Below are 23,709 nucleotides of genomic sequence, written 5' to 3' on the forward strand. Positions count from 1 at the left end.
GGCCCGCTCACGACCATGAACCCAAATCTGGAACAGCTGCAGCCCTATCCATTTACCAAGCTGCAAGCCCTGAAAGAGGGCCTCCAAGCGGCGGACAAACCGCATATTGCACTATCCATCGGTGAGCCCAAGCATGCGCCACCGGAGTTTGTCAGTGCAGAGCTTGTTCGACACCTGGACAAGCTTGCCGCCTACCCACTGACCAAGGGAATAGAGCCCCTGCGGCAGGCGATCGCCAATTGGCTGAGCCAGCGTTTTCAGCTATCCAATGTGAGCACAGATAGCCAGGTGCTGCCGGTCAACGGGACCCGGGAAGCACTTTTTGCATTCGCCCAGGCGACCGTTTCCGCAGGCAGCAAAGTCCTGATGCCCAATCCCTTCTACCAGATCTATGAGGGCGCGGCCCTTCTCGCCGGGGCGCAGCCGCACTTTATTAACTGTGTAGCAGAAAACCAATTCAAACCAGATTTCACCTCGGTGCCGGAATCGGTTTGGCAGCAATGCGAATTGCTTTACCTCTGCTCTCCCGGCAACCCCACCGGCGCTCTTCTCGAAGCTGAAGATTTTAAACAGCTGATAGAGAAGGCAGACCGCTACGATTTCACCATCGCCTCCGATGAATGTTATTCGGAGCTGTATTTTGACGAGTCATCACCGCCGGTAGGATTATTACAGGCCTGCGAGGAAATGGGGCGAACAGACTTTCGCCGCTGTGTAGTATTCCACAGCCTATCAAAGCGCTCGAACTTACCCGGGCTTCGCTCGGGCTTCGTCGCCGGTGATGCCGATCTGCTGCAAAAGTTTTTGCTCTATCGAACTTACCACGGCTGCGCCATGCCGCTGCCCAATCAATATGCTTCGATCGCAGCCTGGCAGGATGAGGAACACGTCCGCCAGAATCGCGCGCTTTACAGTGAAAAGTTTTCTTCAGTTCTCGAAATTCTCGACGGCTGCCTAGAGGTACAACAGCCACAGGCAAGCTTTTACCTATGGCCCAAGGTCGGGGATGGTGAGCGTTTTGCCAAGGAACTCTACGAGGCGCAAAATATCACGGTACTTCCCGGTGCATTTCTCGCCCGCGATAGCATCGGCTTGAACCCCGGTCGCGAGTATGTGCGTCTGGCACTGGTAGCGACACTGCAAGAGTGCATCGACGCAGCGCACCGTATAAAGGCATTTTGCAGGTAAGGCCAACTCACTTTTCAAGAACAACTGACAACTCGAGCACATACAGGAACTCCACGCCCAGGCATATCTTAACAATGGCAGTAAAAAATCTACTCAAGCAAGAGCGCGTTACTTATATTTTGCAGCGCCTGGAGGAACTCTACCCGGAAACTCCCGTTCCTCTCGATCACAAAGACTCCTATACCCTGTTGGTTGCGGTACTCCTATCCGCGCAATGCACCGATGAGCGTGTCAACCAGATAACCCCTGCGCTCTGGCAGCTGGCAGACAACCCCAGGGATATGGCGCAGGTCCCAGTAGAGGAGATCCAGAAAGTCATTCGCCCCTGTGGCCTCTCACCGCAAAAATCCAAAGCCATCAGCAAGCTCTCGCAGATCCTGATCAACGAATACCACGGCGAAGTGCCCGAGAATATGGCCGCACTGGAGACCCTGCCCGGGGTCGGACACAAGACGGCGAGCGTGGTTATGTCACAGGCTTTTGGGCACCCGGCGTTTCCCGTCGATACTCACATTCACAGATTGGCCCAGCGCTGGGGCCTGACGAATGGCAAAAATGTCACCCAGACGGAAAAAGACCTGAAGCGGCTGTTCCCAAGAGACAAGTGGAATAAATTGCACCTGCAGATTATTTTCTACGGTCGCGAGTTCTGCTCTGCGCGAGGCTGCGACGGCACCGTCTGTGAAATCTGCACAACCTGCTACCCCAACCGTAAAAACCCCAAGAAAACCAAAAAGGCGTAACCGTGATTACTCTGTACGGCATTAAAAACTGTGACACCGTAAAAAAAGCCCGCAAATGGCTGGAGAAAAATGGAGTCGATTATCGCTTTCACGATTTTCGCGTAGACGGCATGGAAGATGTTCCCCTACAAGCATGGCTGGATAAATTTGGCTGGCAGGAGGTCCTGAATCGCCGCTCAACGAGCTGGCGTGAACTGAGCGATGAACAGAAAAACAAAATGGACAATGCACTCGCCTTAGATCTGGCCAGTGCGACCCCTACCTTAATCAAACGCCCGGTCACCACCACCTCAAAGGAAACCCTTTTCGGTTTTAAAGAGGCGACCTTCGAACAACTGCAAAGCTAGTCGAATTAGGAGATAACCACCATGAGCAATATTTACAGCATCGGTTTTGGTGTCGGCACTTGTAACAGCAAGGGCGACTGGCTCGAAGTTTACTACCCCAAACCCCTGTTTAAACCCAGCGCAGAAATCGCTAACGCAGTTACTGAAACTCTGGGCGTGGCAGAGGGAAATCACAGCCTGCCTCTGGACTCCACCCAGCTACAGAAATTAGCCGATGCTCTCCACAGTGCAGGCGCCGCTGACCAGGCGGAAATCCTGCAGCAATTCGCCAATTCCCAAAGACCACTCGCAGTAGTTATTTTGGCTACTGACGAAGCCCCGCAGTCAGTGCCCGAGGCCTACCTAAAGCTACATCTTCTCTCCCACCGTCTGGTAAAACCCCACGAGACCAAACTCAATGGTATTTTTGGCAAGCTGGTTAATGTCGCTTGGACCAACCAGGGGGCCATCGATCTCGAGGAATTACCGCAGCGACAACTGGATGCAAGACTCAAAGGCGAGTACCTGGATGTCTCCTGCGTTGATAAATTCCCCAAAATGACCAACTACGTAGTACCGGCTGGGGTTCGTATCGCACACACCGCTCGAGTGCGCCTGGGCGCATACCTTGGGGAAGGCACCACAATCATGCACGAGGGCTTTGTTAACTTTAATGCTGGCACCGAAGGGCCCGGCATGATTGAAGGCCGTATTTCCGCCGGGGTATTTGTCGGCGCAGGTTCCGATCTCGGTGGCAGCAGCTCCACCATGGGCACGCTTTCCGGCGGCGGAAATATCGTTATCTCGGTAGGCGATAACTGCCTGCTCGGCGCTAATGCCGGCATCGGCATTCCCCTTGGCGACCGCTGCACTGTCGAGGCAGGGCTCTACATTACCGCTGGAACCAAAATCGCCCTGCTGGATGACAGCGGCAAGCTGGTAGAGCACATCAAGGCCAGAGATCTGGCCGGAAAATCCGATTTACTATTCCGCCGCAACTCCACTAATGGTGCAGTGGAATGTCTCACCAACAAGAGTGCTATCGAGCTCAATGAAGCTCTACACAGCAATTAAAATTGCACGGTGCGGAACTTCAGTTCTGCACCGATGCACCCCACCCCTCTAGCCGCTTCTTTGCGGCCCATCTCCCTATACAAGGAAAGCCCAAGTGACTCCCACCCTCCAACTCGCTTTCGACCTGATTTGCCGCCGCTCTGTCACCCCCGAAGATGCGGGGTGTATGGACCTTATGATCCAGCGCCTGGAAAAAATAGGATTCCAGGTAACAAAATTGCGCAGAGGTGACACCGATAATTTTTGGGCAGTACGCGATGGCTCTAGTGAAGGCTCCCTACTCGCCTTTGCCGGGCACACCGATGTCGTACCCACAGGCCCAGAAGAAAACTGGAGCTCCCCCCGTTCGAACCTGAAATTCGTGACGGTTTTCTATATGGCCGCGGTGCGGCGGACATGAAGGGTTCCCTGGCAGCCATGGTGGTTGCCTGTGAGGAGTTCGTTGCGGCACACCCAGACCACAGTGGTCGCATAGCATTTCTGATCACCAGCGACGAGGAGGGCCCCGCAATAAACGGCACCGTTAAGGTTGTCGAGTGGCTAGAGGAACAGGGAGAAAAGATTGACTGCTGTATCGTCGGCGAGCCATCCAGTAGTGAACGGGTTGGCGATATCATCAAAAATGGGCGCAGAGGCTCACTCGGCCTGGAACTAAAAGTTCTCGGCACCCAAGGCCATGTAGCCTACCCTCACTTAGCCGAGAATCCGATTCATACCCTGGCCCCTGCTCTCGCTGAACTCGCTGCCGAAGAGTGGGACCAGGGGAACAAATTCTTCCCCGCAACCAGCTTCCAGGTTTCCAATATCAATGGCGGCACCGGCGCAACCAATGTTATTCCCGGCGAAGTGGATTTACTCTGCAACTGGCGTTTTTCCACTGAATTAACCGCCGAAGACCTTGAGACTCGGGCCCGCGCAATCCTGGATAAGCATAACCTCAAGTACGAGGCGAATTTTAAATTATCCGGATTGCCTTTTCTCACTGCCGCAGGCCCACTGGTTCAGGCAACTCAGCAGGCAATTCTCACCATCACTGGGGAAAAAACGGAGCTATCGACCGCCGGTGGCACTTCCGATGGCCGCTTTATTGCCCCTACCGGAGCCCAGGTCGTAGAACTGGGACCAGTAAATGCCACTATCCATAAAGTGGACGAAAGGGTTGAGGCCGACCACTTGGATATCCTTAAAGATATTTATCGGGAAGTCTTAAAAGAGTTACTCACTTAAATTAATCCGACTCAACCTAGAGGCTCATAAGGGCGAAAGCTCAAAGTATTCTTTTGAGAGGCCCCGGCTTTCATGGCTGGGGCAGTAAAACTCCAGTAGGTTTATCTTGCCAAAAACTGGCTACCTCTTGAATATTACTATTCAGCGTATTTGCCAACTCTGCCAATACAACATCCCATTGCTCCAGACCGTGCAGGGTGGCTCGGGCCGACACAATTTATCGAGAGCAACATCTATCGCCAAGTTGGATTAGACTACTAAATGAGTTGCGGCAGAGATACTTAGTGAATCGCGCCGACGACCACCAACCGCTCACTGATTCTCGAGTCGCGCGGCTCCTGCCACCAACTCGAGCCCTCGAGAAAGACGCCATGAAAAGCGTAATCAAGTTGGACCCGCACAACCCAAGTGGCGAAGGCCTTGAGTCCTGGGCTGTCATCCCTCCCTCTTTTCTTACCGGCCCGACACCTATCCAGCGAGGGTATAAAGCCTTTGAGCGCAACGGCCTCTGCACTGGGACCTGGGATTGCTCTGGCGGAAGCAGCACAGGGCTCAATCCCTATCCACTCTTTGAGTTCATGCTTCTGATCGAGGGCCACGTCGGCATTATCGACGAAACAGGACACAAAGAAGTTATCTCTGCTGGAGAGCCGTTTTTCCTCCCGCAAGGCCTTAATTGCGCATGGGACATGCCGGTATACTACCGCAAGTACTTTATCAATTTATTCAATGATGAGTATCCTGCAGAGACTGATCCGTCTAAGCTGAGAGTCGTGCGCCCGCTTCCAAACATTTCAGAAGACGACTGCAAAGAGACCAGTCTCAGCACTCTAGAGCCACACCAAGCCCGGCATCTGGCATACGAGTCTGGTGATGGCAGGATCCAGGTCGGCACATTAATATCCGGCCCTTGTCGTTGCGATATCACAGATTTCAGTCGGAGCGAGCTGATATGTATGCTGGAGGGGTCGGTACGGGTCACAACGTCAAACGGCGAGGAGGCCTTCCACGCCGGCGACAGCTTCTTCGCACCATTGAATGCCCCGGTAGGGTGGCACGCCGACAAACCTTTTCGCGCATTCTTTTGCGCAGTCTGGCCCTGAGCATCATCAATGGATCACATCGATGACTGTCCTCATCTTTGGCGGCTCAGGAAACGTCGGCCGGGCCCTCATTCCGATCTTATATGCGAGTGGAGCAAAGATCCGGGTCGCCACACGATCGACTGCCTATGCCGCAAGTCTCCCCGATGATATTGATACAGTCATTGCCGATATGGACGATCCTTCCACCCTGAGGTCCGCATTTAAGGGAGTTGAGAGTGTCTTTCTTCTCATCGCAAATAGTCCCAAGGAGACTCATCAAGGCCTCTCCACACTGGCGATCGCCGCTGAATCACCCCCAGGCACATCGTTTATCTATCGAGCGATCTTGCAGTTCGCGCACCGATGATTCCCCATGCGGGTGGAAAATTCGCCATTGAAACAGCGCTGCGAGCAAGTGGGATCGCGCACACGATACTACGGCCCACCTACTTCGCTCAGAATGATCTTGTTCAGAAGGATGTGATCACTGCAGGAGCTTATGCAACGCCGTTGGGGGCCCACCCGGTTGCACGCATCGATACCCGTGATGTTGCGCTCGCAGCAGCGTCAGCACTCTTAGACATAAGGGCGAAGAACGAAGTATTTCTTTTGTCGAGTTTGGATGCCCCTAACGGCAATGAAACCGCTGCACTCTGGTCCATAGCACTTGGTCGCGCCGTCATCTACCCTGACCTAACGCCGGAAGACTTTGCCAACAGCATCGAAACCATGGTGCCTCCATGGCTGAATTTCGATCTTCTGATCATGCATCGCTGGTTCAAAACAAACGGCCATCCAGTCAATCAGGAAGATCTCGAGGCTCAGGCCGCACTTTTACCACAGGGTCCGCGAAGCTATCGAAGTTTCGTAGAGGAAACGGCCAACACATGGCAGAGTGAAACCTAAAGCCACCAAGTACCGTAGCTCACCTCCTTTTCAATACAGCCGCTATTATCGTAGTGGTAGGTCACCCCTTGTTCCGTTAGCCCAATACACACCCAGGTCCCATTAGAACCGTGCCCACCAGAATTGTGGTTACCGAATTAGAACCCGAAAACTACTATTCACACAGTGTGACGAAATGGTTGGGATCGACCAGTTTGATACTCTCAAAGATATTTATCGGAAAGTATTAACATAGCTACTATTTCGATTAATCTGGCTTATTTTACAGGCTCAAAAAAGACGAAAGCACCAAGTTTAATTTTGATCTGCCCCGGCTTTCCTTTTGAGAAAGTAAAACTCCAAAAGGTTTATCCGCCAAATAAACTGACTATCCCTTCAATACTACACTTCAGCGTATTTATCCCCTCTGTTGACACCCCTTCGGTATGCTGTATCTAACAATAAAAAGGAGCTCACGGGCCATGGATAGGTTTATAAAGTTTATTGCTGCGGCAGTTATTGCAAGCCCGGCATTTTCCACCCACGCAAATACAAATGAACATTCACCCAATTTTAGCTACGAGGATATTTTCGACCTGGAGTACGCCAGCGACCCACAGTTTGGCACTAACGATAAAAATATTTATTACGTGCGCAACTCCCTGAACAAAATGGCAGATACCACAAGGGCAAACCTCTGGTATATCAGCGATGATGGCAAAGATCATCGCCCCCTAACCTCGGGAGATTTTCACGATCACTCGCCACATCTATCTCCAGATGGAAAAACCATTGCCTTTATCAGCGACAGGAGTGGAAAGCCCCAGATACATTTGTTGTGGCTAGACAATGGTAAAAGTGAGCAAATTTCCCATCTACCCAAAGCCCCATCAAATATCCAGTGGTCCCACGATGGTCAGCATATAGCCTTCACCATGTTCGTGCCCGAGAACAAACCGCTGCCAGTGGAGCTTCCCACACCACCAGAAGGGGGCGAGTGGGAGGAAACACCTAAGTTTATCGACAAGAGCTTGTATCGCATTGAGGGCCAGGGATACTTAGAGCAGGGTAATTCACAGGTTTTCATGATTTCCCGTGAAGGAGGCACTCCCCGTCAGCTCACCAGTGGGGACTACGAGCACAACAGCCAGCTCAGCTGGGGCAAAAATAATAAGGCCATTTACTTTTCAGCAAATCGCCACCCAAATCATGAAATTGAACTGCTGGATTCAGAAATTTACAAGGTAAATATCAACGATGGAAATATTGAGCAAGTAACCGAGAGATTTGGCCCCGATTTTCAACCTCAAATCTCACCCGACGGAAGAAAGCTGGCATATTTAGGCTATGAAGATCAGCGGTTTTCCTACCACCAAAACACTTTGCGAGTGATCGACCTCGCTAGTGGAAAAAACCAGCTAATAAAAACTGCCAGCGATCGTAGCGTTTCCGATTTTCAGTGGCTCGCTGACAGTAAGCGTATTGCTTACAGCTATGACGATCATGGCTCAACCAAAATTGCCATTAAGAAAATTGGCGGAAAGGAAACCTTGATAGCGGATGACGCTGGTGGACTGACACTAGGCGCGCCCTATAGTTTTTCAGATTTTGCTGTCTCCAAACTTGGAAACGTAGTTTATACCCGAACCACACCTCAAATTCCCGCAGAACTTGCAATTTCTCGTGGCGGTAAGATAAAAATTCTCACGGCGATCAACAGTGATTTGATACCTCTACGCAATATGGCCCATGTGGAAGAGATCAACTATAAATCCAGCTTCGATGGTCGCAATATCCAGGGCTGGATCGCCTACCCCCCAAATTTCGACCCCCAAAATAAATACCCCCTGTTACTTGAGATTCACGGTGGCCCACTATCTAACTACGGCCCGCGCTTTTCTGCCGAAATGCAACTATTTGCCGCCGCAGGCTATGTCGTGCTCTACACTAACCCTCGTGGCTCTACCAGCTACGGCAATGAGTTTGCCAACCTGATCCATCACAACTTCCCTAGCCAGGATTACGATGACCTAATGGCAGGTGTCGATGCAGTTATCGCCCAAGGCTATATCGATGAGGATCAATTATTTGTCACAGGTGGGAGTGCCGGCGGCACACTGACGGCCTGGATTATTGGTAAAACTGAACGATTCAGGGCTGCGGTAGTTGTCGCACCGGTAATCAATTGGGAGAGCTTTGTTCTAACCGCCGATTACTCCAAAATATTTACTCGCTACTGGTTTTCCGGGATGCCTTGGGAGGCCCCCGGGGAGTATCGACGCCGCTCTCCACTCACATATATTGGCAATGTCACTACACCGACCATGCTATTGACTGGAGAAAACGATTATCGCACCCCGATATCTGAGACCGAGCAGTTTTACCAAGCACTAAAGTTAAATGATGTAGAGGCAGCTATGGTGCGCCTTCCAAACACATCCCATAACTTTTCCGATAGACCCAGCAAGAGAATCTCTAAAGTAGCTTCGACCCTCTACTGGTTTGATCAACACAAACCCGATAGAGAAAATGAAAGCGAGGATTTGGCAACCAACTAATTCAAAATTTTACAGGTATATTCGGCCAAATAACGGAGTAGCAGGTCAGCCACCCTGTTGCTCCATCACGGATTATCCCGTCGAGCACACCAGTCAACGGATCACTCCCTTTGTCCCCCCTTCCTCAGGTATCCTCTAGGAAACAAGAAGGAGGAGCCTAAAGATCATGAACCGGCTAATAAAAATTGTCGCAGCGATGTTTATCGCCAGCCCTGCGCTCGCTGATAACCAACTACCCAATTTTAGTTACGAGGATGTATTTAACCTCGAATACGCGAGTAGCCCTCAGTTCAGCAGTGACGGGAAAAGTATTTATTACGTCCGCAACTCAATGAACAAAATGAAAGACGGCAAGCGCGCGAACCTTTGGCGTATCGGTACCGATGGCAAAGATCACCGCCCTCTGACCTCTGGAGACTACTCCGATTACTCCCCACAGCTATCTCCAGACGGGAAGACCATCGCTTTTATCAGCACCCGCAGTGGCAGCCCGCAGATCCACCTGCTGTGGTTAGATAATGGCCAGAATCTGCAGATTACTCACCTGCCAAAATCCCCCTCCAATATCCAGTGGTCACGGGATGGTAAGCAAATAGCTTTCACTATGTTCGTACCGGAAAGCAAACCTCTGCCAGTACAGCTCCCCAGTGCCCCGGAAGGCGCAGAGTGGGCTAAGCCACCACAGTTTATCGACAGCAGTATTTATCGTTCAGATGGCATGGGCTATTTAAAGCAGGGGCATGTACAGGTTTTTGTGATCCCTCGAGAGGGCGGTACCCCTCGCCAGCTTACCGAAGGCGAGTACGATCATCACAGCAGTCTCGCCTGGAGTAAAAATAACGATGCAATTTACTTCTCAGCCAATCGTCATCCCGATCACGAAATCGAGCTGATGAACTCGGAAATTTACAAGGTGAGCCTACAAAACGGCAGTATCGAGCAAATTACCGAACGTTATGGTCCCGACCATCACCCGCAGATGTCTCCAGATGGTACGAAGCTGGCCTATTTAGGCTTTGAGGATCAAAAGCTCGGATACCAACAACATACTCTGCGCGTCCTGGATCTCAATAGCGGGAAGTCCCGTAAAATAAAAACTGCCAAGGATCGCAGCATCTCCAACTTCCACTGGCTGGGCGATAGCAAGCGAATTGCCTATAGCTACGACGATCACGGCTCCACCAAAATTGCCATCAAGAAAATTGGTTCCAGCGAAACCCTAATGGCCAGCGACGCTGGAGGCCTTTCGCTGGGACGCCCATACTCCGGTGCCAATTTTGCAGTCTCCAAACGCGGGGACATCGCCTACACACAAACAACCCCTCAAAATCCCGCCGAACTGGCTCTAGCGCGCAACGGCAAAACCCAGGCACTCACCGAGCTCAATGGCGACCTGATGCCACTGCGCGAGATGGCAAATATTGAGGAGATCAACTACAAATCGAGCTTTGATGGCCGAGATGTTCAGGGCTGGGTCGCTTACCCACCCAATTTCGATCCCGAGAAGAAATATCCCCTTCTATTGGAAATTCACGGTGGCCCCTTCTCTAATTACGGCCCCAGATTTGCCGCCGAAGTCCAGTTATTTGCCGCTGCTGGGTACGTTGTTCTGTACACTAACCCCCGCGGCTCCACCAGCTACGGCCATGAATTTGCCAACTTAATTCACCATAACTACCCGAGCCAGGATTACGACGACCTGATCTCTGGCGTCGACGCTGTAATTTCTCAAGGTTATATTGATGAAGAGCAGTTATTTGTTACTGGTGGCAGCGGCGGAGGCACGTTGACAGCCTGGATCATTGGTAAAACTGACCGTTTTAGGGCCGCTGTTGTCGCCAAGCCTGTCATCAACTGGGAAAGCTTTGTCTTAACTGCCGATTATTCCAGATTCTTTACCAGCTATTGGTTCTCAGGGATGCCCTGGGAGAAACCTGAGGAATACCGGCGTCGCTCACCGCTCACCTATGTCGGAAACGTTACCACTCCCACTATGCTCTTAACCGGGGAAGAGGACTACCGCACACCGATGTCGGAAACAGAGCAGTTTTATCAAGCACTAAAACTTAATGACGTTGATGCTGCCATGGTTCGCATTCCGGGGGCATCCCACAGTATCGCTGCCAGGCCAAGCCAGCTAGTGGCAAAAGTTGCATCGATTTTATATTGGTTTGATAAACATAATCCCAACCAAGAAAGCGAAGACCTTGTAGCAAGATAAATAACCATTCAATTTGTTATATTTTGACACTTTATTTTCAGTGGGCTCTTTGAGCCCACTGAGTAATCTTGTTACTAGTGTCATTTGTACCGCATAATCTCTTAAGCAACAGACATGGACGAGATCATGCGCAAACTAATATTTCTACTATTTCTCTGGCCCACCTTAGTCCTCTCTAGTCAAATTCCCTTAAATGACTTAATACGTCATGCTGATATAGAAGAAGTTAAAATCTCACCAACAGGTACACATATAGCAATACGAAAACTCCACGAAGGTGAGAGAGTGCTTATTTTCATGTCTTTGGAAACAAGGAAAGTTACAGGTCTTTTACGTTTTCGCGGTGAGGAAGAGGTAGGAGATTTTTTCTGGGCCAACCATGAGCGGGTTGTTGCTGAGATAGTGTCCAGACAAACCTCACTGGAAACTCCTGTCACTTATGGTTCGCTTTATGCAGTCAATTACGACAATACGAAAGCCAAAAATATTTTTGGTCACTCAAGTGGTGAAATGCAAACTGGCACTCGCTTTAAAAAAGCTAAAGCCACATATGCACACGCTGACTTGGTAGATCCTCTAATCCATAAAGATAAAAAGATACTGATATCCACACGCCCATGGGCTCAAAACCAAGAAGCTATTGGAGAGATTTTAGAGCTAGATATCTACAGTGGTATCAAGAAAAAAGTAGCTCGACTTCCAGAGGTTGACGGGGTTGTTCACACAGATAATGCAGGTAATATAGTATTTGCCACTGGCACACATGAAGAAGGTTATCAGCAGCTTTATCAAATGACTGATAATGGTTGGAAGTTAGTAGACCAACCTGTATTAAAAAATGGCACCCCTGTTGGTTCAGACTCAACAACCAATGAGTTCTACCTATCGATATATCACAGTGACAACACTGAACAACTTATTAAATTAGATACCAAGTCAATGGAATTCAAGTCTGTATTCCAGCATGAAATTTCAGATATCGAAGGCATCATTTATAACCCCAAAGATTTAAGACCACTTGGAGTGTATCTCCACCCAGACTACCCTGAGGAATATTTCTTTGATGATGGCGATGGATTTTCTGCATATTTCCGCGGCCTAAAAAAGGCCTTTGATGGATACAACCTTCTATTTACAAGCTTTACAACTGACGGTTCCTTAGGGGTATTAAGAGTATATGGCGACAGGCTTCCTGGAGATTATTTCTTAGTTAATACTAAAACCAAAAAAGTTGACTTCCTAATTTCCTCATCAGAGTGGCTAGACCCACAAGCACTCAATCCAATGGTTGCAGATTCATTTATAACTGACGACAAGCTTCGCATTGGCACCTACTTAACATTCCCCAAGAAGAGAAAAGAAAGACTGCCAATGGTCGTAATTCCTCACGGCGGGCCGCACTCTCGTGATTATTGGAATTACAACCAAACCGCTCAAATATTGTCTATGAACGGTTACTTGGTTCTGCAAATGAATTTTCGAGGCTCAACGGGATACGGTGGAGGGTTCTATACCGCTGGAGAGAAGGAATGGGGCAATAAGATTCAACAGGATATTGCCGATTCAGTAATGTGGGCGATAGAAAAAGGTTACGCTGATCCTGAGCGTATATGTATCTATGGTGCAAGCTTCGGTGGCTACTCGGCACTTATGAATCCAATTCGCCACCCCAGTCTCTACAAGTGTGCGGCAGGTTATGTTGGTATATATAACTTAGAAATGATGTATACAAAAGGGGATATCAAGCAGAGGGATCGCGGAATTGCTTACTTAAACCGAGAACTCAGCAGGGATAAAAATTTCCTCAATGAAAACTCCCCCTTTACAGCTTGGAAAAGCTTAATTTGCCGATATTTTTGATTCATGGTGAAGAAGACCAAAGGGCTCCCTTTGAACACGCAAAAGCCATGGTGAAAGAGTTCAAAAAAATGAACAAGCCTGTTAAAACTTTATTTGTGAAAAGAGAAGGCCACGGGTTCTACACAGAAGAAAATAATATGAAACTCTATACAGAACTTCTTGAGTTTTTAGACGAGCATATAGGTGTTGGAGCGGCCGAAAAACAGCCCAGCAGAGGGTAGAGTATTAAACTGATAATGTAGCCCCAATCAACCAGGGGCTACATGTTCTCTATTTCGCGATCACCTAAAAAGACTCTCACTCAACCATGATCGCGATACGCCTTCCACTTCTTCATATGACGATCCTTTTTTTCAGCCTTCAGGGTTTCCAGCTTGGCGAGCTGCTCATCTGTTAATACAGACTCAAATTGAGTACGCATCTGGTTGCGGCTCTGCATTTTAGCGACTTCCAGTTTGCCAATCTCCGCCCCCAGGCTTGCCAGTGTTTGCTGATCGGCACCGGAACGAATTGCTTCACGCAACTCTTCATACGCTTTGTGCATTTCTTCGCGCTTAGCTATTTTTCCTTCACGGTTGGACTTGCGAAGCTCCTTCAGTTGATCCTTTTGAGCTTCCGTCAGGTCCAGCTCTTTAGCAATTTTTTCTGGTCCATGGCCGCGACCTTCCATACGTCCTTTACCATCACATGCCATGCCAACGGCTGGTACTGCTACAACGCCAGCCAAAGCCAAACTACCTACTACAGTTTTCCAGTTTTTCATCGTTCAACCCTCTCGTTTGCATTCAGTAAGTACATAGTAAGTGGGCGCCGTGTAAACGGGGGATAACTGTGGTAAACCTTTGTTAAGAGCTCACAACAAGCGCTTTTTATAATAAATACAGCTTACAAAATGCACCGACTGTAAAAAAATTTTCAAATTAATGGTTGTGAAGGGAAATAAAAGAGAGGGGTAGAATTTAAATTAGAAATTTAATCCGGAAGTTACAAAGGGCTGACCAGTATAACTTCCACAACATCGAAATGTTTTTAATGGAGAGCGGCTGAGGAGGGATTTTGTTTCGTATCCACATCTTCCAGTGAGTGAGTCAGAACAAAGTAATAAACAACCTGCTCGCGCCCCTGGACTTCTGCTACCAGGTCAAAGTTGTACTCTCCCCGCTCCCCGGGAGAAATACGCACAGCGGCTATATGTTCAGGCTCAATAAACAGCTCGGCGACGGGTCATTTACCGCGCATTACCTGAACCAACTTGGTACGGGCATCTTCAGCGGTGAAGCGCCAGTGGTAGTCATCATCATCGTATACTACCGAATCACTACTTCCGGCCCTGACGATGCAATTTGTATGCTCTGCCAGCCAGGGCCAAAACTCGCTGAACAACAGAGAGCTTTTCATAACGAATCAGTCATCCAACTCAAGAACATCACTATCAAGCGCAAGCTCTTCAGCTATTTGCAGACACCAGCGATTCAGCCGCTCTGTGGTCATCTCTTCCTGCTGGTCTTCATCAATAGCCAGGCCGACAAACTTTGCTCCACCTTCGACTTCAGCTTTTGAGGCTTCATACTCGTAGCCTTCAGTGGACCAGTGACCGACTATAGTGGCTCCTTTTTCCACAATAACATCGTGGAGCATGCCCATCGCATCCAGGAAATAGTCGCCGTACCCAAATTGGTCTCCCAGGCCAAATAAAGCGACGGTCTTTCCGCTAAAATCGATTTCCTGCACATCCTCCCAGAACTCTTCCCAGTCAGATTGAATCTGACCAAAGTCCCAGGTAGGGATTCCAAAGATAAGATACTGATAATTAGCAATATCCAACTGGGTGACATCGGCAATATCAAACAGGTCTACATTGTCTTCGCCAAGGCGGGCGCGGATGCGCAAAGCTACAGACTCGGTATTACCCTCATCACTGCCATAGAACAAGCCGATTTTACTCACAGTCAACCCTCTCCGCCCAATCCGGGCCGCTACATACTAAATTACAAGGCGGCGTATTCTCCCAGCAATAACCGGGCTCAGCAAGTTACCTATCTGATCAGGTTTCGGCAGGAATAAAGAAAAATGCCCCCGGGGCAGCGGGGGCTAAGGGTTATGAACCTGCTGGGCCTTGGGGAAGGGTGCACCCAGCGGATCGCACAAGGAGTCTTTGGTTGGGGGGCCTAGGACTCTGAATCCTGGCTTGCAGAGCTTTCATCGCGCCGTTTCATTTGGCGCGCTTTGCGCTCACTCTTTAGCTGCTCTAGCTTGGCCTTCTGCTCATCAGTCAGAATGGCCTTAAACTGTTCTTTCATTTCGTTGCGGTTCTGCATCTCCTGAAGCTTTAGCTTGCCTAGCTCTTCGCCCAATTGATCCAGTGTCGCCTGGTCAGCGCCCGACTCAATCGCCGCATTTAATTCCTTGCGCAGCTCGATCATTTGCTCGCGCTGTGCCATTCTCGCCTCGCGGTTGCTCTCCCGGTTGGCCTTTAACTGTGCCTGCTGGCCTTCGGTCAACTCAAGCTGGCGGACCATATATTCAAATCCACGCCCCTGACCACCTTCACCACCGCCGAAAGCAAGTGCCGCAGGGGCAACCAGAACACCTACCAAGGCCAAGCTTCCCATTGCTTGTTTCCAGTGTTTCATTCCTACGTCCTCATGTTCGCGTTCAGTGACTACATAGTAAGCCCAGCTTGTGTAAACGGGGGAAAACACCGGTAAACATTTGTTAAGAACGGTAAAAAGCCCTATCGCCGGCGGTAACCAGCGCCAGCGCTTTGCATATAATGGCCACACAGAAACTGAGAGAACGCCATGAGCCGCATCCTTTTAATCGACGATGACACCGAACTCACCGACTTGCTAAGGGAGTACCTTACCGGAGAGGGTTTTCAGGTAACCGCAGCCAATGATGGTGGCCGGGGACTAGAGCTCGCCCAGAACGAGAGCTTTGACGCTCTGGTTCTGGACGTCATGCTGCCCGTTCACAATGGCTTTGAAGTACTGCGTAAACTTAGGGAGGAGGCGTCAGCAGCAAGCCGCTCCCTACCGGTTTTGATGCTTACTGCAAAGGGGGACACTGTGGATCGTATCGTCGGCCTGGAAATGGGTGCCGACGACTACCTGCCCAAACCCTGCAATCCCAGGGAATTGGCGGCCCGACTGCGCGCAGTACTCCGCCGCGGCCGAGTCGAAGCTGAAGAGAGCGACGACACTCTTAGCAGCGGCCAGATTCGACTACTGCCTGCAGAGCATCAGGGTTATTGGAACGATCAGGCTTTGGCTCTGACTGGCGCAGAGTTCGCCGTGCTCAAGGTACTGGTTCAGCATGCCGGCGAAGTGGTTGGCAAAGAGGTTCTCACTGAAAGTGCCCTTGGCCGTAAGCTGATGCCCTACGACCGCTCCATTGATGTCCATGTCAGTAACATTCGCAAGAAGCTCGCGGATAAAGGTGCCAGCCGCGACCTAATTATCAATATCCGAGGTTCCGGATACATGCTCACCCAGAGCAAGCAGTAGGTTTTCCACGATGCGCAGTCTCTTCTGGAAAATGTTCTTTGGGGCCTGGATCACCGCCATGGTGATGGTTGTAGCCGCCATTTACATTACCCACTTCGGTGAATTCGGCGATCCCCGACAAGAGGAACGCTGGGAGGGCCCCGCCCTTTTTCGCGAGGTCATGCGAAATATGCGAATCGCCCGCCGTCACGGTCCCGAACAATTCCAGCACTGGCTCGAGAAAGCCCCCAAAAAAGTCAAACGGCGGGTTTATGCGGTTGATCAACAAGGCAACGACATCCTCGGTCGCGAAGTGCCATCAAATATGGGCTCGTTGATCGACAGTCTTGATTACCGCAATCGCGAAGCTCACAAACTGGTAAATAACAAGCCCACTGTAGGCTTCTTCCTGCCGCTGCGCACCGGAGACCCCTTGCGTATCGTCGTCGTTGCTGGGGATAGCAAGGAAGGCCTATTGCTGCGCTTCCTGTGGCGCAATTTCTGGCCGATGTTGCTGCTCTCCATGATTGCCTCGGGTCTAGCCTGCTACTGGCTGGCCCGCTACCTGAGCCGCCCACTGGAACAGCTGAGCGCCGCCACCAAGCGCGTCGCTGCCGGCGAACTGGACTACCGCGTGACCCCGTCCCTAAAGTCTCGAAATGATGAACTGACTGACCTGGCCCTGGACTTCGACTCCATGACCGCCCAGCTTCAAGAATCGATGTCCGAGCAGCGCCGCCTGATCAAGGATGTCTCCCACGAACTGCGCTCGCCACTAGCGCGCCTGCAAGTGGCACTGGCCATCGCCCGCCAAAAGCAAATAAACGGGCTCGACACAGAACTGGATAAAATCGGCAAGGCAGCGGACTACCTGGAAGATATTATTGCCGACGTGCTATCACTTCCTATTAGCAGCCAGGAACAGCGCCCCCTGGATGACGTAGTGGAAGTGAATGCCCTGATAAGCGCCCTGACGGAAGACCTCCACAGCGAAGCTGCTGACAAAGAGCTATCCTTTGAAATTCGCTCCGAAGGGGAAGAGCTCCTTGTCGCAACCCGGGGCAGCTCCCTGACCGCTGCCCTGGAGAACATCCTGCGCAACGCAATCAAGTACAGCCCCGAGCACGGCCGGGTCAAGGTGTCGATTAAAGAATCCTCAGATTCCTGCACCATCTCAGTCATTGACTCAGGTTCCGGCGTGGCAGATGAGGAATTGGAGGCTATTTTCCGCCCCTTCTATCGCACAGATAGTGCACGCACCCGGGAAAGTGGTGGCTTTGGACTGGGACTCGCTATCGCCCAGCGCACCATCCTGCATCACCAGGGAAGCATCAGCGCCAAAAACAGCCGGGATGCGGGCCTGTGTGTTGAGATTAAGCTCCCCCTGCTACATATTGCCGACGATTAAGCATCGCAGCAGCTAATATAAGCATCTCTACCGCCAGAGTTTTCTGGCGGTTGCTTCCTTGCACCCGCAAATAGCAAAGGAACCCGCTATGCGCTGGATTATTTATATTCTTATTGCCCTGGTAATTCTCGTGCTCGCGGGATACTTATTCCCACGCGAAGTCACTGTTCATCGCAGCGTATTTATCAACAAACCACCACAAGTGGTTTTCCCCTACGTTAATAATTTCCACAAATTCAACGAGTGGTCCCCATGGCGCCATATCGACCCCTCGGTACTCTATGAGTACAGCGGTCCCCAGGAAGGCGTCGGCGCCAAAATGAGTTGGCGCGGCGAAAACTCCAAAGCCGGAAGCGGTAGTCAAACTATCTTCGCCAGCAAGCGAGATTCTGTAGTCGCCACCAAGCTGGATTTTGGTGATGGCAGCCAGGCCACGGCAGAATTCCAGCTGGAACCAAAGGATGGCGGCACCCTTCTTACCTGGAACTTCCACAGCGATACCGGCGGTGGTCCCAGAGAACGCTGGATGGGCCTTGCAGTGAAAAAAATGGTGGGAGAGTCTTATGAACAAGGGTTGGAAAAACTTAAAAACCTGGTTGAAACAGCACCGGAAAATAGCACCTCCGACGGAACCTCCACCGATTCAGTTTCAGATATTCCATCCGATGTAGATGATGCAATGGGTGATGGCCCTCAGGGTGTCCCCAGTGAACTGCGAGACCAGAATGAAGAGGAAGCAGGAGAAACACAGGAAAACCAGCAGTAACACTCAGCAATTAAGAGTAGCGATTACTGAAATACAAAAAAGCCCGCAATTTGCGGGCTTTTTCTGTTTAAACCGACTTCGGTCGATTGCGCCGAGCAGCCGGTGCTGGCGACTTGCGCAACTTCCTGCGCTGGCGCTCCAGGTTTTGTTTCTCACCCTGGGTCAATGGGCGCTGGCCCAGTTTCGGCATTCCCGCCGTTACGCAGAGGTCATCGATCTCGCGGGGCTCCATCTCAATCCACTGCCCGACGCGCACATGGGAGGGAATAAAGACGCTGCCGTAGCGCACACGCTTCAAGCGGCTAACTCTAACTCCCTGGGACTCCCACAGACGACGCACCTCGCGGTTGCGGCCCTCCATCACTACACAGTAGAACCAGCGGTTTTTACCTTCACCACCACTCTCTACGATGTCGGTAAAGCGCGCCGACCCATCATCCAACAACACGCCCTTGAGCAGACGCCGCCTCATTTCCTCATCCACATCACCCTGGATTCGAACCAAGTATTCGCGGTCGATTACCGAGGAGGGATGCATTAATTTATTGGCCAGCTCTCCGCTATTGGTAAACAGCAGCAAACCACTGGTATTGAAATCCAGGCGCCCAACAGAAATCCAGCGGCCGGTTTTCAGTCTCGGCAGGCGATCGTAGACCGTCGGGCGGCCTTCCGGGTCGTGGCGGGAGCATATTTCTCCAACCGGTTTGTTGTAGAGTATTACCCGGCAGCGATTCTGCTCTGCCGAAGGCAGCCGGCTACCATCAAACTCGATATGATCCGCGTCAGTTACGCGCTCGCCAAGCTCCGCCACTTTTCCATTTACGGTTACGCGGCCCGCATCAATTGCGCGCTCCATTTCACGGCGCGAACCGAGGCCGGTGCGCGCTAATACTTTCTGTAATTTCTCGCCTGCTGGCGGGGTACCATCACTCATGGGGTGGTGCTTTCCACTTGTACTACTTCTTTGGAATCTTCATCGACATCAGCATTTGCCTCCACCGACTCCTCGGCGACCTCTTCAACTGTGTCGTCTTCGGCAAACATACTGCTGGGTGGTAACGTTGCCGTTAGAGAGTTCTCGCTCTCTTCTTCTACTTGCAGCGATTCAACGCTGCTTCCCTCATCACTGTGAAGTTCACTCTCTTCACTTAGATCAACATTTACATCCAACTCCGAATTACCTTCAGAGTCTTCCTGCTCCATTTCCCACTGGATCTCTGCTGCCGCAGTTTCCACTGGATCTTCCTCTGCATCCGTCTCGGCGGGCACTGCATCGGCATCTACTCCGGACTCAGACTCGGTCTCGGCACCTGATGCTTCAGCAGCAACTTCCTCAGCCAAAGCCTCTACCAGGGCATCGTCTATATCTTCGTGTTCAGCCGCAGGGGCTTTAGTAGAGGATTCTGCCTCGGTGTCTTGCTCTGACTCAGAATCTTCCAAAGCACCATTGTCCACCTCGGACTCTCCCTCCTCTGGAACCGGCTCTGGGGGCAAACCTTCCTGTTCCAGAATCTGGTTCAGACTCTCGATATCGCGGATCTCCGCCAGAGTCGGCAAATCATCCAGGGTGCTCAAATTAAAATAATCGAGAAACTCCCGGGTTGTTGCGTAGAGAGACGGCTTACCGGGCACGTCCCGCTGCCCCACAACTTTAATCCAACCGCGCTCCAGCAGGGTTTTAACAATATGCGAACTCACCGCAACGCCGCGGATATCCTCGATATCACCACGGGTTACCGGCTGTCGATAAGCGATAATGGCGAGGGTCTCCAAGGTTGCACGGGAATACCGTTGCGCCTTTTCCTCCCACAGCCGATTCACCCATGGAGCCAGGTCTTCCGGCACTTGAAAACGCCAACCACTCGCGACTTTCTTCAGTTCAAACCCTCGGTCAGCACAACTCTGGGCGATTTCTTCAAGCACATCTCTCAGGGTAGTCTTGGAGGGTTGCTCTTCCTCGTCCAGCAAAGACAACAGTTTTTCTTCACTGAGAGGCTGACCAGCAGCCAACAGGGCGCCTTCGACGATTTTGCGCAGTAATTCGGGGGCGATTGTCATCTTCTATTTTCTAACTCGAATACATTTCCGACGCTTTATCCGAGGCCTCTACAGCGTCCTCTAGATCTTCAACCTCTTCGAGAGTCTGATCCTCAAGCTCGCTATCAGCACCGTCTTCGCTTTCACTGCTGTGGGTAGCAGCGCGAGCTCGCACGTGGATCGGGCCAAAAGCTTCATTCTGCACCAGCTCCACCAGAGACTCTTTTACCAGCTCCATCACTGCCAGGAAGGTCACTACGACACCGAGGCGACCCTCCTCAACGGTAAACAGGCTGACAAAGGGCACAAACTGGCCGTGGCGGATCTTATCCAGCACCTGGGTCATACGCTCGCGGGTGGACAGCTTCTCCCGCTCAACCTGGTGGCTCTCAAACATATCCGCACGCCGCAGCACATCAGCCAAGGCGACCAGGACTTCTTTCAAGTCAATTTCAGGATCGGGGCGTGTGATACTGCGATCGGGAGCCTCTGCATTGGCCTGATGGACATCCCGGCCAACACGGGGGATTTCATCGAGATCCTCAGCCGCAGTTTTGAAACGCTCATACTCCTGCAAACGGCGAATCAGAGCCGCCCGGGGGTCCTCGCCTTCTTCCTCCTCCGCTTCAGGCGGTCGCGGCAACAGCATCCGCGACTTTATTTCCGCCAACATAGCGGCCATTACCAGATACTCGGCGGCCAAGTCAAAGCGAATTGCCGTCATCATCTCCACATACGCCATATATTGATGGGTAATGTCGGAGACGTTGATCTCGAGAATATCCAGGTTTTGGCGGCGAATCAGGTATAGCAGGAGATCCAGAGGCCCCTCGAAAGCCTCCAGAACAACTTCCAAAGCATCTGGTGGAATAAAGAGATCCTGCGGGAGGTCGTTAAAGATTTCGCCCTGCACCAAAGCCAGGGGGGAATCCTCATCCGAGTCCTGGCCCTGCGATTCCGCATCGCCAGCCTGGGCAGGAGCTTCATCATCGCTCGCCGCAACCTCGGCCAGCACTTGCTCCTCGACCTCTGCTAGTAACTCATCACTGGACACCCTGCCCCACCCTCAATCGTGCAAACGCGCGATTATACACGGCGCCGCAGCTTTCAGCCGAGTATTTCGTCAGTTGCCCCACATCCCTGACGAATCAGTTGGGGCTCATCACCCGTCAGGTCGATCACGGTGGTGGGCTCCAACCCGCAGAAACCGCCATCGATAACCAATTCCACCTGGTGCTCCAGGGTATCGCGGATATCGTAAGGTTCGGTTAGGGGCTGTTCTTCGCCGGGCATAATCAGGCTACAGCTCATCAACGGCTCGCCCAATTCTTCAATCAGGGCCAGGGCGATGGGATTATCCGGCACGCGAATACCGATGGTCTTGCGCTTCGGATGAATTAACCTGCGCGGCACTTCGGCGGTCGCCGGCATAATAAAGGTATAGGAACCCGGCGTATGATTCTTTAACAGCCTAAACATCTGGTTGTCGACCTTGGCATAGGTCGCCAGCTCCGATAGGTCTCGGCACATCAATGTGAAGTTGTGCTGCTTGTCCAGCTGGCGCACTCCTCGAATGCGCTCAACCGCCAGCTTCTCTCCCAGTCGACAGCCTATGGCGTAAGCTGAATCGGTGGGAAAAACAATAACGCCCCCTTGGGCGACGATCTCTGCTGCCTGAGTGATCAGGCGGCCTTGAGGATTATCCGGATGAATCTGAAAAAACTGCGCCACAAAGCCCCCCAAAAGCCTTACCGATTGAAAATACCTCACTGCCATCCACCAGGCTTAAAGCCGGGCGATGGCCCCCAATTCACAAGCCGGAATCAGGGCAGCGAAACGTGACCCCGCTGTTCCCGGTGCAGAGTGTGCCACAGATTCCACACCGGCTCGACGTCTGCGGGCAACCTGACACAACCCAATTCACGCCAGGGCTGCTCCGGCTGGTGAAAATCGCTGCCTAGAGAGCAATATGGCATCGACTTGCCCGCTGCTTCCGCAGCCGAGAGTAACAATTTCTTTAACTCTCGGGTCTGTGTCGGGTTTTGCCGACCGCACAGCAGCTCTACCGCATCCCCATTTTCTTCAAGAAAAGCTCCCAGCAGTCGCAATAACTGGGTGCGCGTCAATCCGTACTTAAGCGGGTGGGCTAATACCGCACAACCACCAGCACTGTGAATAGTGGCGATGGTCTCACTCAACTGGGGCCACTCAACTCTCACATCTCCTACTTTGCCAGCCCCCAGGTAACGCTTAAACGCCTTACCGGTATCGTCTATATGCCCAGCTTCCACCAGCCATCGTGCGAAATGGGGCCTACCCAGTACCGAGTCGCCCGCCAGGGCACGCCCACCCTCCAAGGCACCGCTAAAACCACGCTTTTCCAGCTTCTCCGCGATACGCTCTGCCCGTTCCTCGCGCAACTGCTCACGCAGCTGAATGGCTTCTTGCAGAGGCCCCGATTCGGGATTGATGTTCAGGCCTACAATATGTACGGGTCTGCGCCCCCAAAGACTGGAGAACTCAATCCCCGCAACTACATCTACGCCCAAACAGTCACCTTCCTGTTGAGCCTCAGGCACACCATCCACCGTATCGTGGTCGGTCAGGGCGAGCATCGTCACACCTTGGGATTTCGCTCTCGACACCAGCTGCGCAGGACTTAAAATACCGTCAGACGCGGTACTGTGGCAGTGCAGATCTACCAGGTCTGTATTCAAATCGGCTGAAAGGGTCTTCAACAACAGGCTCTCACTCAGTTCGACGATGAAAAAGATCGCCATATCCGTCTTTTCAGGAACAATCGCCCTATTGCGCTGTCTATGCGGCACTCGGCGTTTTCAGGGATA

General features: G+C 51.6%; 24 protein-coding genes and 1 pseudogene. 14 read left to right on the top strand and 11 right to left on the bottom strand.

Features of this window, described 5'->3' with window-relative positions; translation table 11 throughout:
* Positions 1-15 precede the first annotated feature (15 nt).
* From dapC to dapE, 5 genes and pseudogenes are all read left to right on the top strand, one after another.
* Positions 16-1,188 (top strand): succinyldiaminopimelate transaminase, encoded by a 1,173-nt coding sequence (gene dapC / locus QT397_20065; GenBank protein WNZ55144.1) that lies wholly within the window; start codon positions 16-18, stop codon positions 1,186-1,188.
* Between the two features lie 74 nt (positions 1,189-1,262).
* Entirely contained in the window at positions 1,263-1,931 is a 669-nt protein-coding gene (nth, locus tag QT397_20070) for an endonuclease III (GenBank protein WNZ55145.1), read from the top strand.
* 2 nt (positions 1,932-1,933) lie between these two features.
* The gene (locus QT397_20075; GenBank protein ID WNZ55146.1) at positions 1,934-2,278 is read left to right on the top strand and encodes an ArsC family reductase; all 345 of its coding nucleotides are present in this window, start codon (positions 1,934-1,936) and stop codon (positions 2,276-2,278) included.
* Positions 2,279-2,299: 21 nt separating this feature from the next.
* On the top strand, positions 2,300-3,331 hold the full coding sequence (dapD, locus tag QT397_20080) for a 2,3,4,5-tetrahydropyridine-2,6-dicarboxylate N-succinyltransferase (GenBank protein WNZ55147.1): 1,032 nt from the start codon (positions 2,300-2,302) through the stop codon (positions 3,329-3,331).
* A gap of 94 nt (positions 3,332-3,425) precedes the next feature.
* Positions 3,426-4,558 (top strand): annotated as a pseudogene (gene dapE, locus QT397_20085) (succinyl-diaminopimelate desuccinylase).
* Between the two features lie 70 nt (positions 4,559-4,628).
* On the opposite strand, the gene QT397_20090 reads toward dapE, so the two are convergent.
* Positions 4,629-4,772 carry a hypothetical protein gene (locus QT397_20090; protein WNZ55148.1) on the bottom strand — a complete coding sequence of 48 codons (144 nt, stop codon included), beginning with the start codon at positions 4,770-4,772 and terminating at the stop codon, positions 4,629-4,631.
* A gap of 70 nt (positions 4,773-4,842) precedes the next feature.
* Between QT397_20090 and QT397_20095 the strand changes: the two genes are divergently transcribed.
* The 6 genes from QT397_20095 to QT397_20120 all read left to right on the top strand — a co-directional run bounded on the left by QT397_20095 (position 4,843) and on the right by QT397_20120 (position 13,388).
* Positions 4,843-5,661 carry a cupin domain-containing protein gene (locus QT397_20095; protein WNZ55149.1) on the top strand — a complete coding sequence of 273 codons (819 nt, stop codon included), beginning with the start codon at positions 4,843-4,845 and terminating at the stop codon, positions 5,659-5,661.
* 345 nt (positions 5,662-6,006) lie between these two features.
* Entirely contained in the window at positions 6,007-6,549 is a 543-nt protein-coding gene (locus tag QT397_20100; protein WNZ55150.1) for an NmrA family NAD(P)-binding protein, read from the top strand.
* Between the two features lie 461 nt (positions 6,550-7,010).
* Positions 7,011-9,086, top strand: coding sequence for a S9 family peptidase (locus tag QT397_20105; GenBank protein WNZ55151.1), 2,076 nt, complete (start codon positions 7,011-7,013; stop codon positions 9,084-9,086).
* A gap of 166 nt (positions 9,087-9,252) precedes the next feature.
* Entirely contained in the window at positions 9,253-11,307 is a 2,055-nt protein-coding gene (locus tag QT397_20110; protein WNZ55152.1) for a S9 family peptidase, read from the top strand.
* 126 nt (positions 11,308-11,433) lie between these two features.
* Positions 11,434-13,167, top strand: coding sequence for a prolyl oligopeptidase family serine peptidase (locus QT397_20115; protein WNZ55153.1), 1,734 nt, complete (start codon positions 11,434-11,436; stop codon positions 13,165-13,167).
* Positions 13,152-13,388 carry a prolyl oligopeptidase family serine peptidase gene (locus tag QT397_20120; GenBank protein WNZ55154.1) on the top strand — a complete coding sequence of 79 codons (237 nt, stop codon included), beginning with the start codon at positions 13,152-13,154 and terminating at the stop codon, positions 13,386-13,388. The genes QT397_20115 and QT397_20120 overlap by 16 nt, the downstream gene beginning before the upstream one ends.
* A gap of 80 nt (positions 13,389-13,468) precedes the next feature.
* On the opposite strand, the gene QT397_20125 is transcribed toward QT397_20120, so the two are convergent.
* The 5 genes from QT397_20125 to QT397_20145 all read right to left on the bottom strand — a co-directional run bounded on the left by QT397_20125 (position 13,469) and on the right by QT397_20145 (position 15,800).
* Positions 13,469-13,930 (bottom strand): Spy/CpxP family protein refolding chaperone, encoded by a 462-nt coding sequence (locus tag QT397_20125; GenBank protein ID WNZ55155.1) that lies wholly within the window; start codon positions 13,928-13,930, stop codon positions 13,469-13,471.
* A gap of 266 nt (positions 13,931-14,196) precedes the next feature.
* Positions 14,197-14,349 (bottom strand): hypothetical protein, encoded by a 153-nt coding sequence (locus QT397_20130; GenBank protein WNZ55156.1) that lies wholly within the window; start codon positions 14,347-14,349, stop codon positions 14,197-14,199.
* 42 nt (positions 14,350-14,391) lie between these two features.
* Entirely contained in the window at positions 14,392-14,565 is a 174-nt protein-coding gene (locus QT397_20135) for a hypothetical protein (protein ID WNZ55157.1), read from the bottom strand.
* Positions 14,566-14,571: 6 nt separating this feature from the next.
* Positions 14,572-15,114, bottom strand: coding sequence for a flavodoxin (locus QT397_20140; GenBank protein WNZ55158.1), 543 nt, complete (start codon positions 15,112-15,114; stop codon positions 14,572-14,574).
* A 221-nt stretch (positions 15,115-15,335) separates the two neighbouring features.
* Entirely contained in the window at positions 15,336-15,800 is a 465-nt protein-coding gene (locus QT397_20145; GenBank protein WNZ55159.1) for a Spy/CpxP family protein refolding chaperone, read from the bottom strand.
* A gap of 168 nt (positions 15,801-15,968) precedes the next feature.
* On the opposite strand from QT397_20145, the gene QT397_20150 reads away from it, so the two are divergent.
* The 3 genes from QT397_20150 (at position 15,969) to QT397_20160 (ending at position 18,826) form a co-directional block, all read left to right on the top strand.
* Positions 15,969-16,673, top strand: coding sequence for a response regulator transcription factor (locus QT397_20150; protein ID WNZ55160.1), 705 nt, complete (start codon positions 15,969-15,971; stop codon positions 16,671-16,673).
* 10 nt (positions 16,674-16,683) lie between these two features.
* Positions 16,684-18,060: an ATP-binding protein gene (locus QT397_20155; GenBank protein WNZ55161.1), complete on the top strand. Its 1,377-nt coding sequence runs from the start codon at positions 16,684-16,686 to the stop codon at positions 18,058-18,060.
* An 88-nt stretch (positions 18,061-18,148) separates the two neighbouring features.
* On the top strand, positions 18,149-18,826 hold the full coding sequence (locus QT397_20160; GenBank protein ID WNZ55162.1) for an SRPBCC family protein: 678 nt from the start codon (positions 18,149-18,151) through the stop codon (positions 18,824-18,826).
* 67 nt (positions 18,827-18,893) lie between these two features.
* Here the strand turns inward: QT397_20160 and QT397_20165 are convergent, their stop codons facing one another.
* From QT397_20165 to QT397_20185, 5 genes are all read right to left on the bottom strand, one after another.
* A complete protein-coding gene (locus tag QT397_20165; GenBank protein WNZ55163.1) occupies positions 18,894-19,760 on the bottom strand; it encodes a pseudouridine synthase in 867 nt (288 codons plus the stop codon).
* Positions 19,757-20,884: an SMC-Scp complex subunit ScpB gene (gene scpB / locus QT397_20170; GenBank protein WNZ55164.1), complete on the bottom strand. Its 1,128-nt coding sequence runs from the start codon at positions 20,882-20,884 to the stop codon at positions 19,757-19,759. The genes QT397_20165 and scpB overlap by 4 nt, the downstream gene beginning before the upstream one ends.
* Before the next feature lie 10 nt (positions 20,885-20,894).
* The gene (locus QT397_20175) at positions 20,895-21,917 is read right to left on the bottom strand and encodes a ScpA family protein (GenBank protein ID WNZ55165.1); all 1,023 of its coding nucleotides are present in this window, start codon (positions 21,915-21,917) and stop codon (positions 20,895-20,897) included.
* Between the two features lie 53 nt (positions 21,918-21,970).
* Entirely contained in the window at positions 21,971-22,594 is a 624-nt protein-coding gene (locus tag QT397_20180) for an L-threonylcarbamoyladenylate synthase (protein WNZ55166.1), read from the bottom strand.
* Between the two features lie 92 nt (positions 22,595-22,686).
* Positions 22,687-23,691, bottom strand: a complete 1,005-nt coding sequence (locus QT397_20185; GenBank protein WNZ55167.1) for a PHP domain-containing protein — start codon at positions 23,689-23,691, stop codon at positions 22,687-22,689.
* Positions 23,692-23,709 lie beyond the last annotated feature (18 nt).

Source organism: Microbulbifer sp. MKSA007, assembly GCA_032615215.1.
In the GTDB taxonomy this organism is placed as follows: Bacteria; Pseudomonadota; Gammaproteobacteria; order Pseudomonadales; family Cellvibrionaceae; genus Microbulbifer.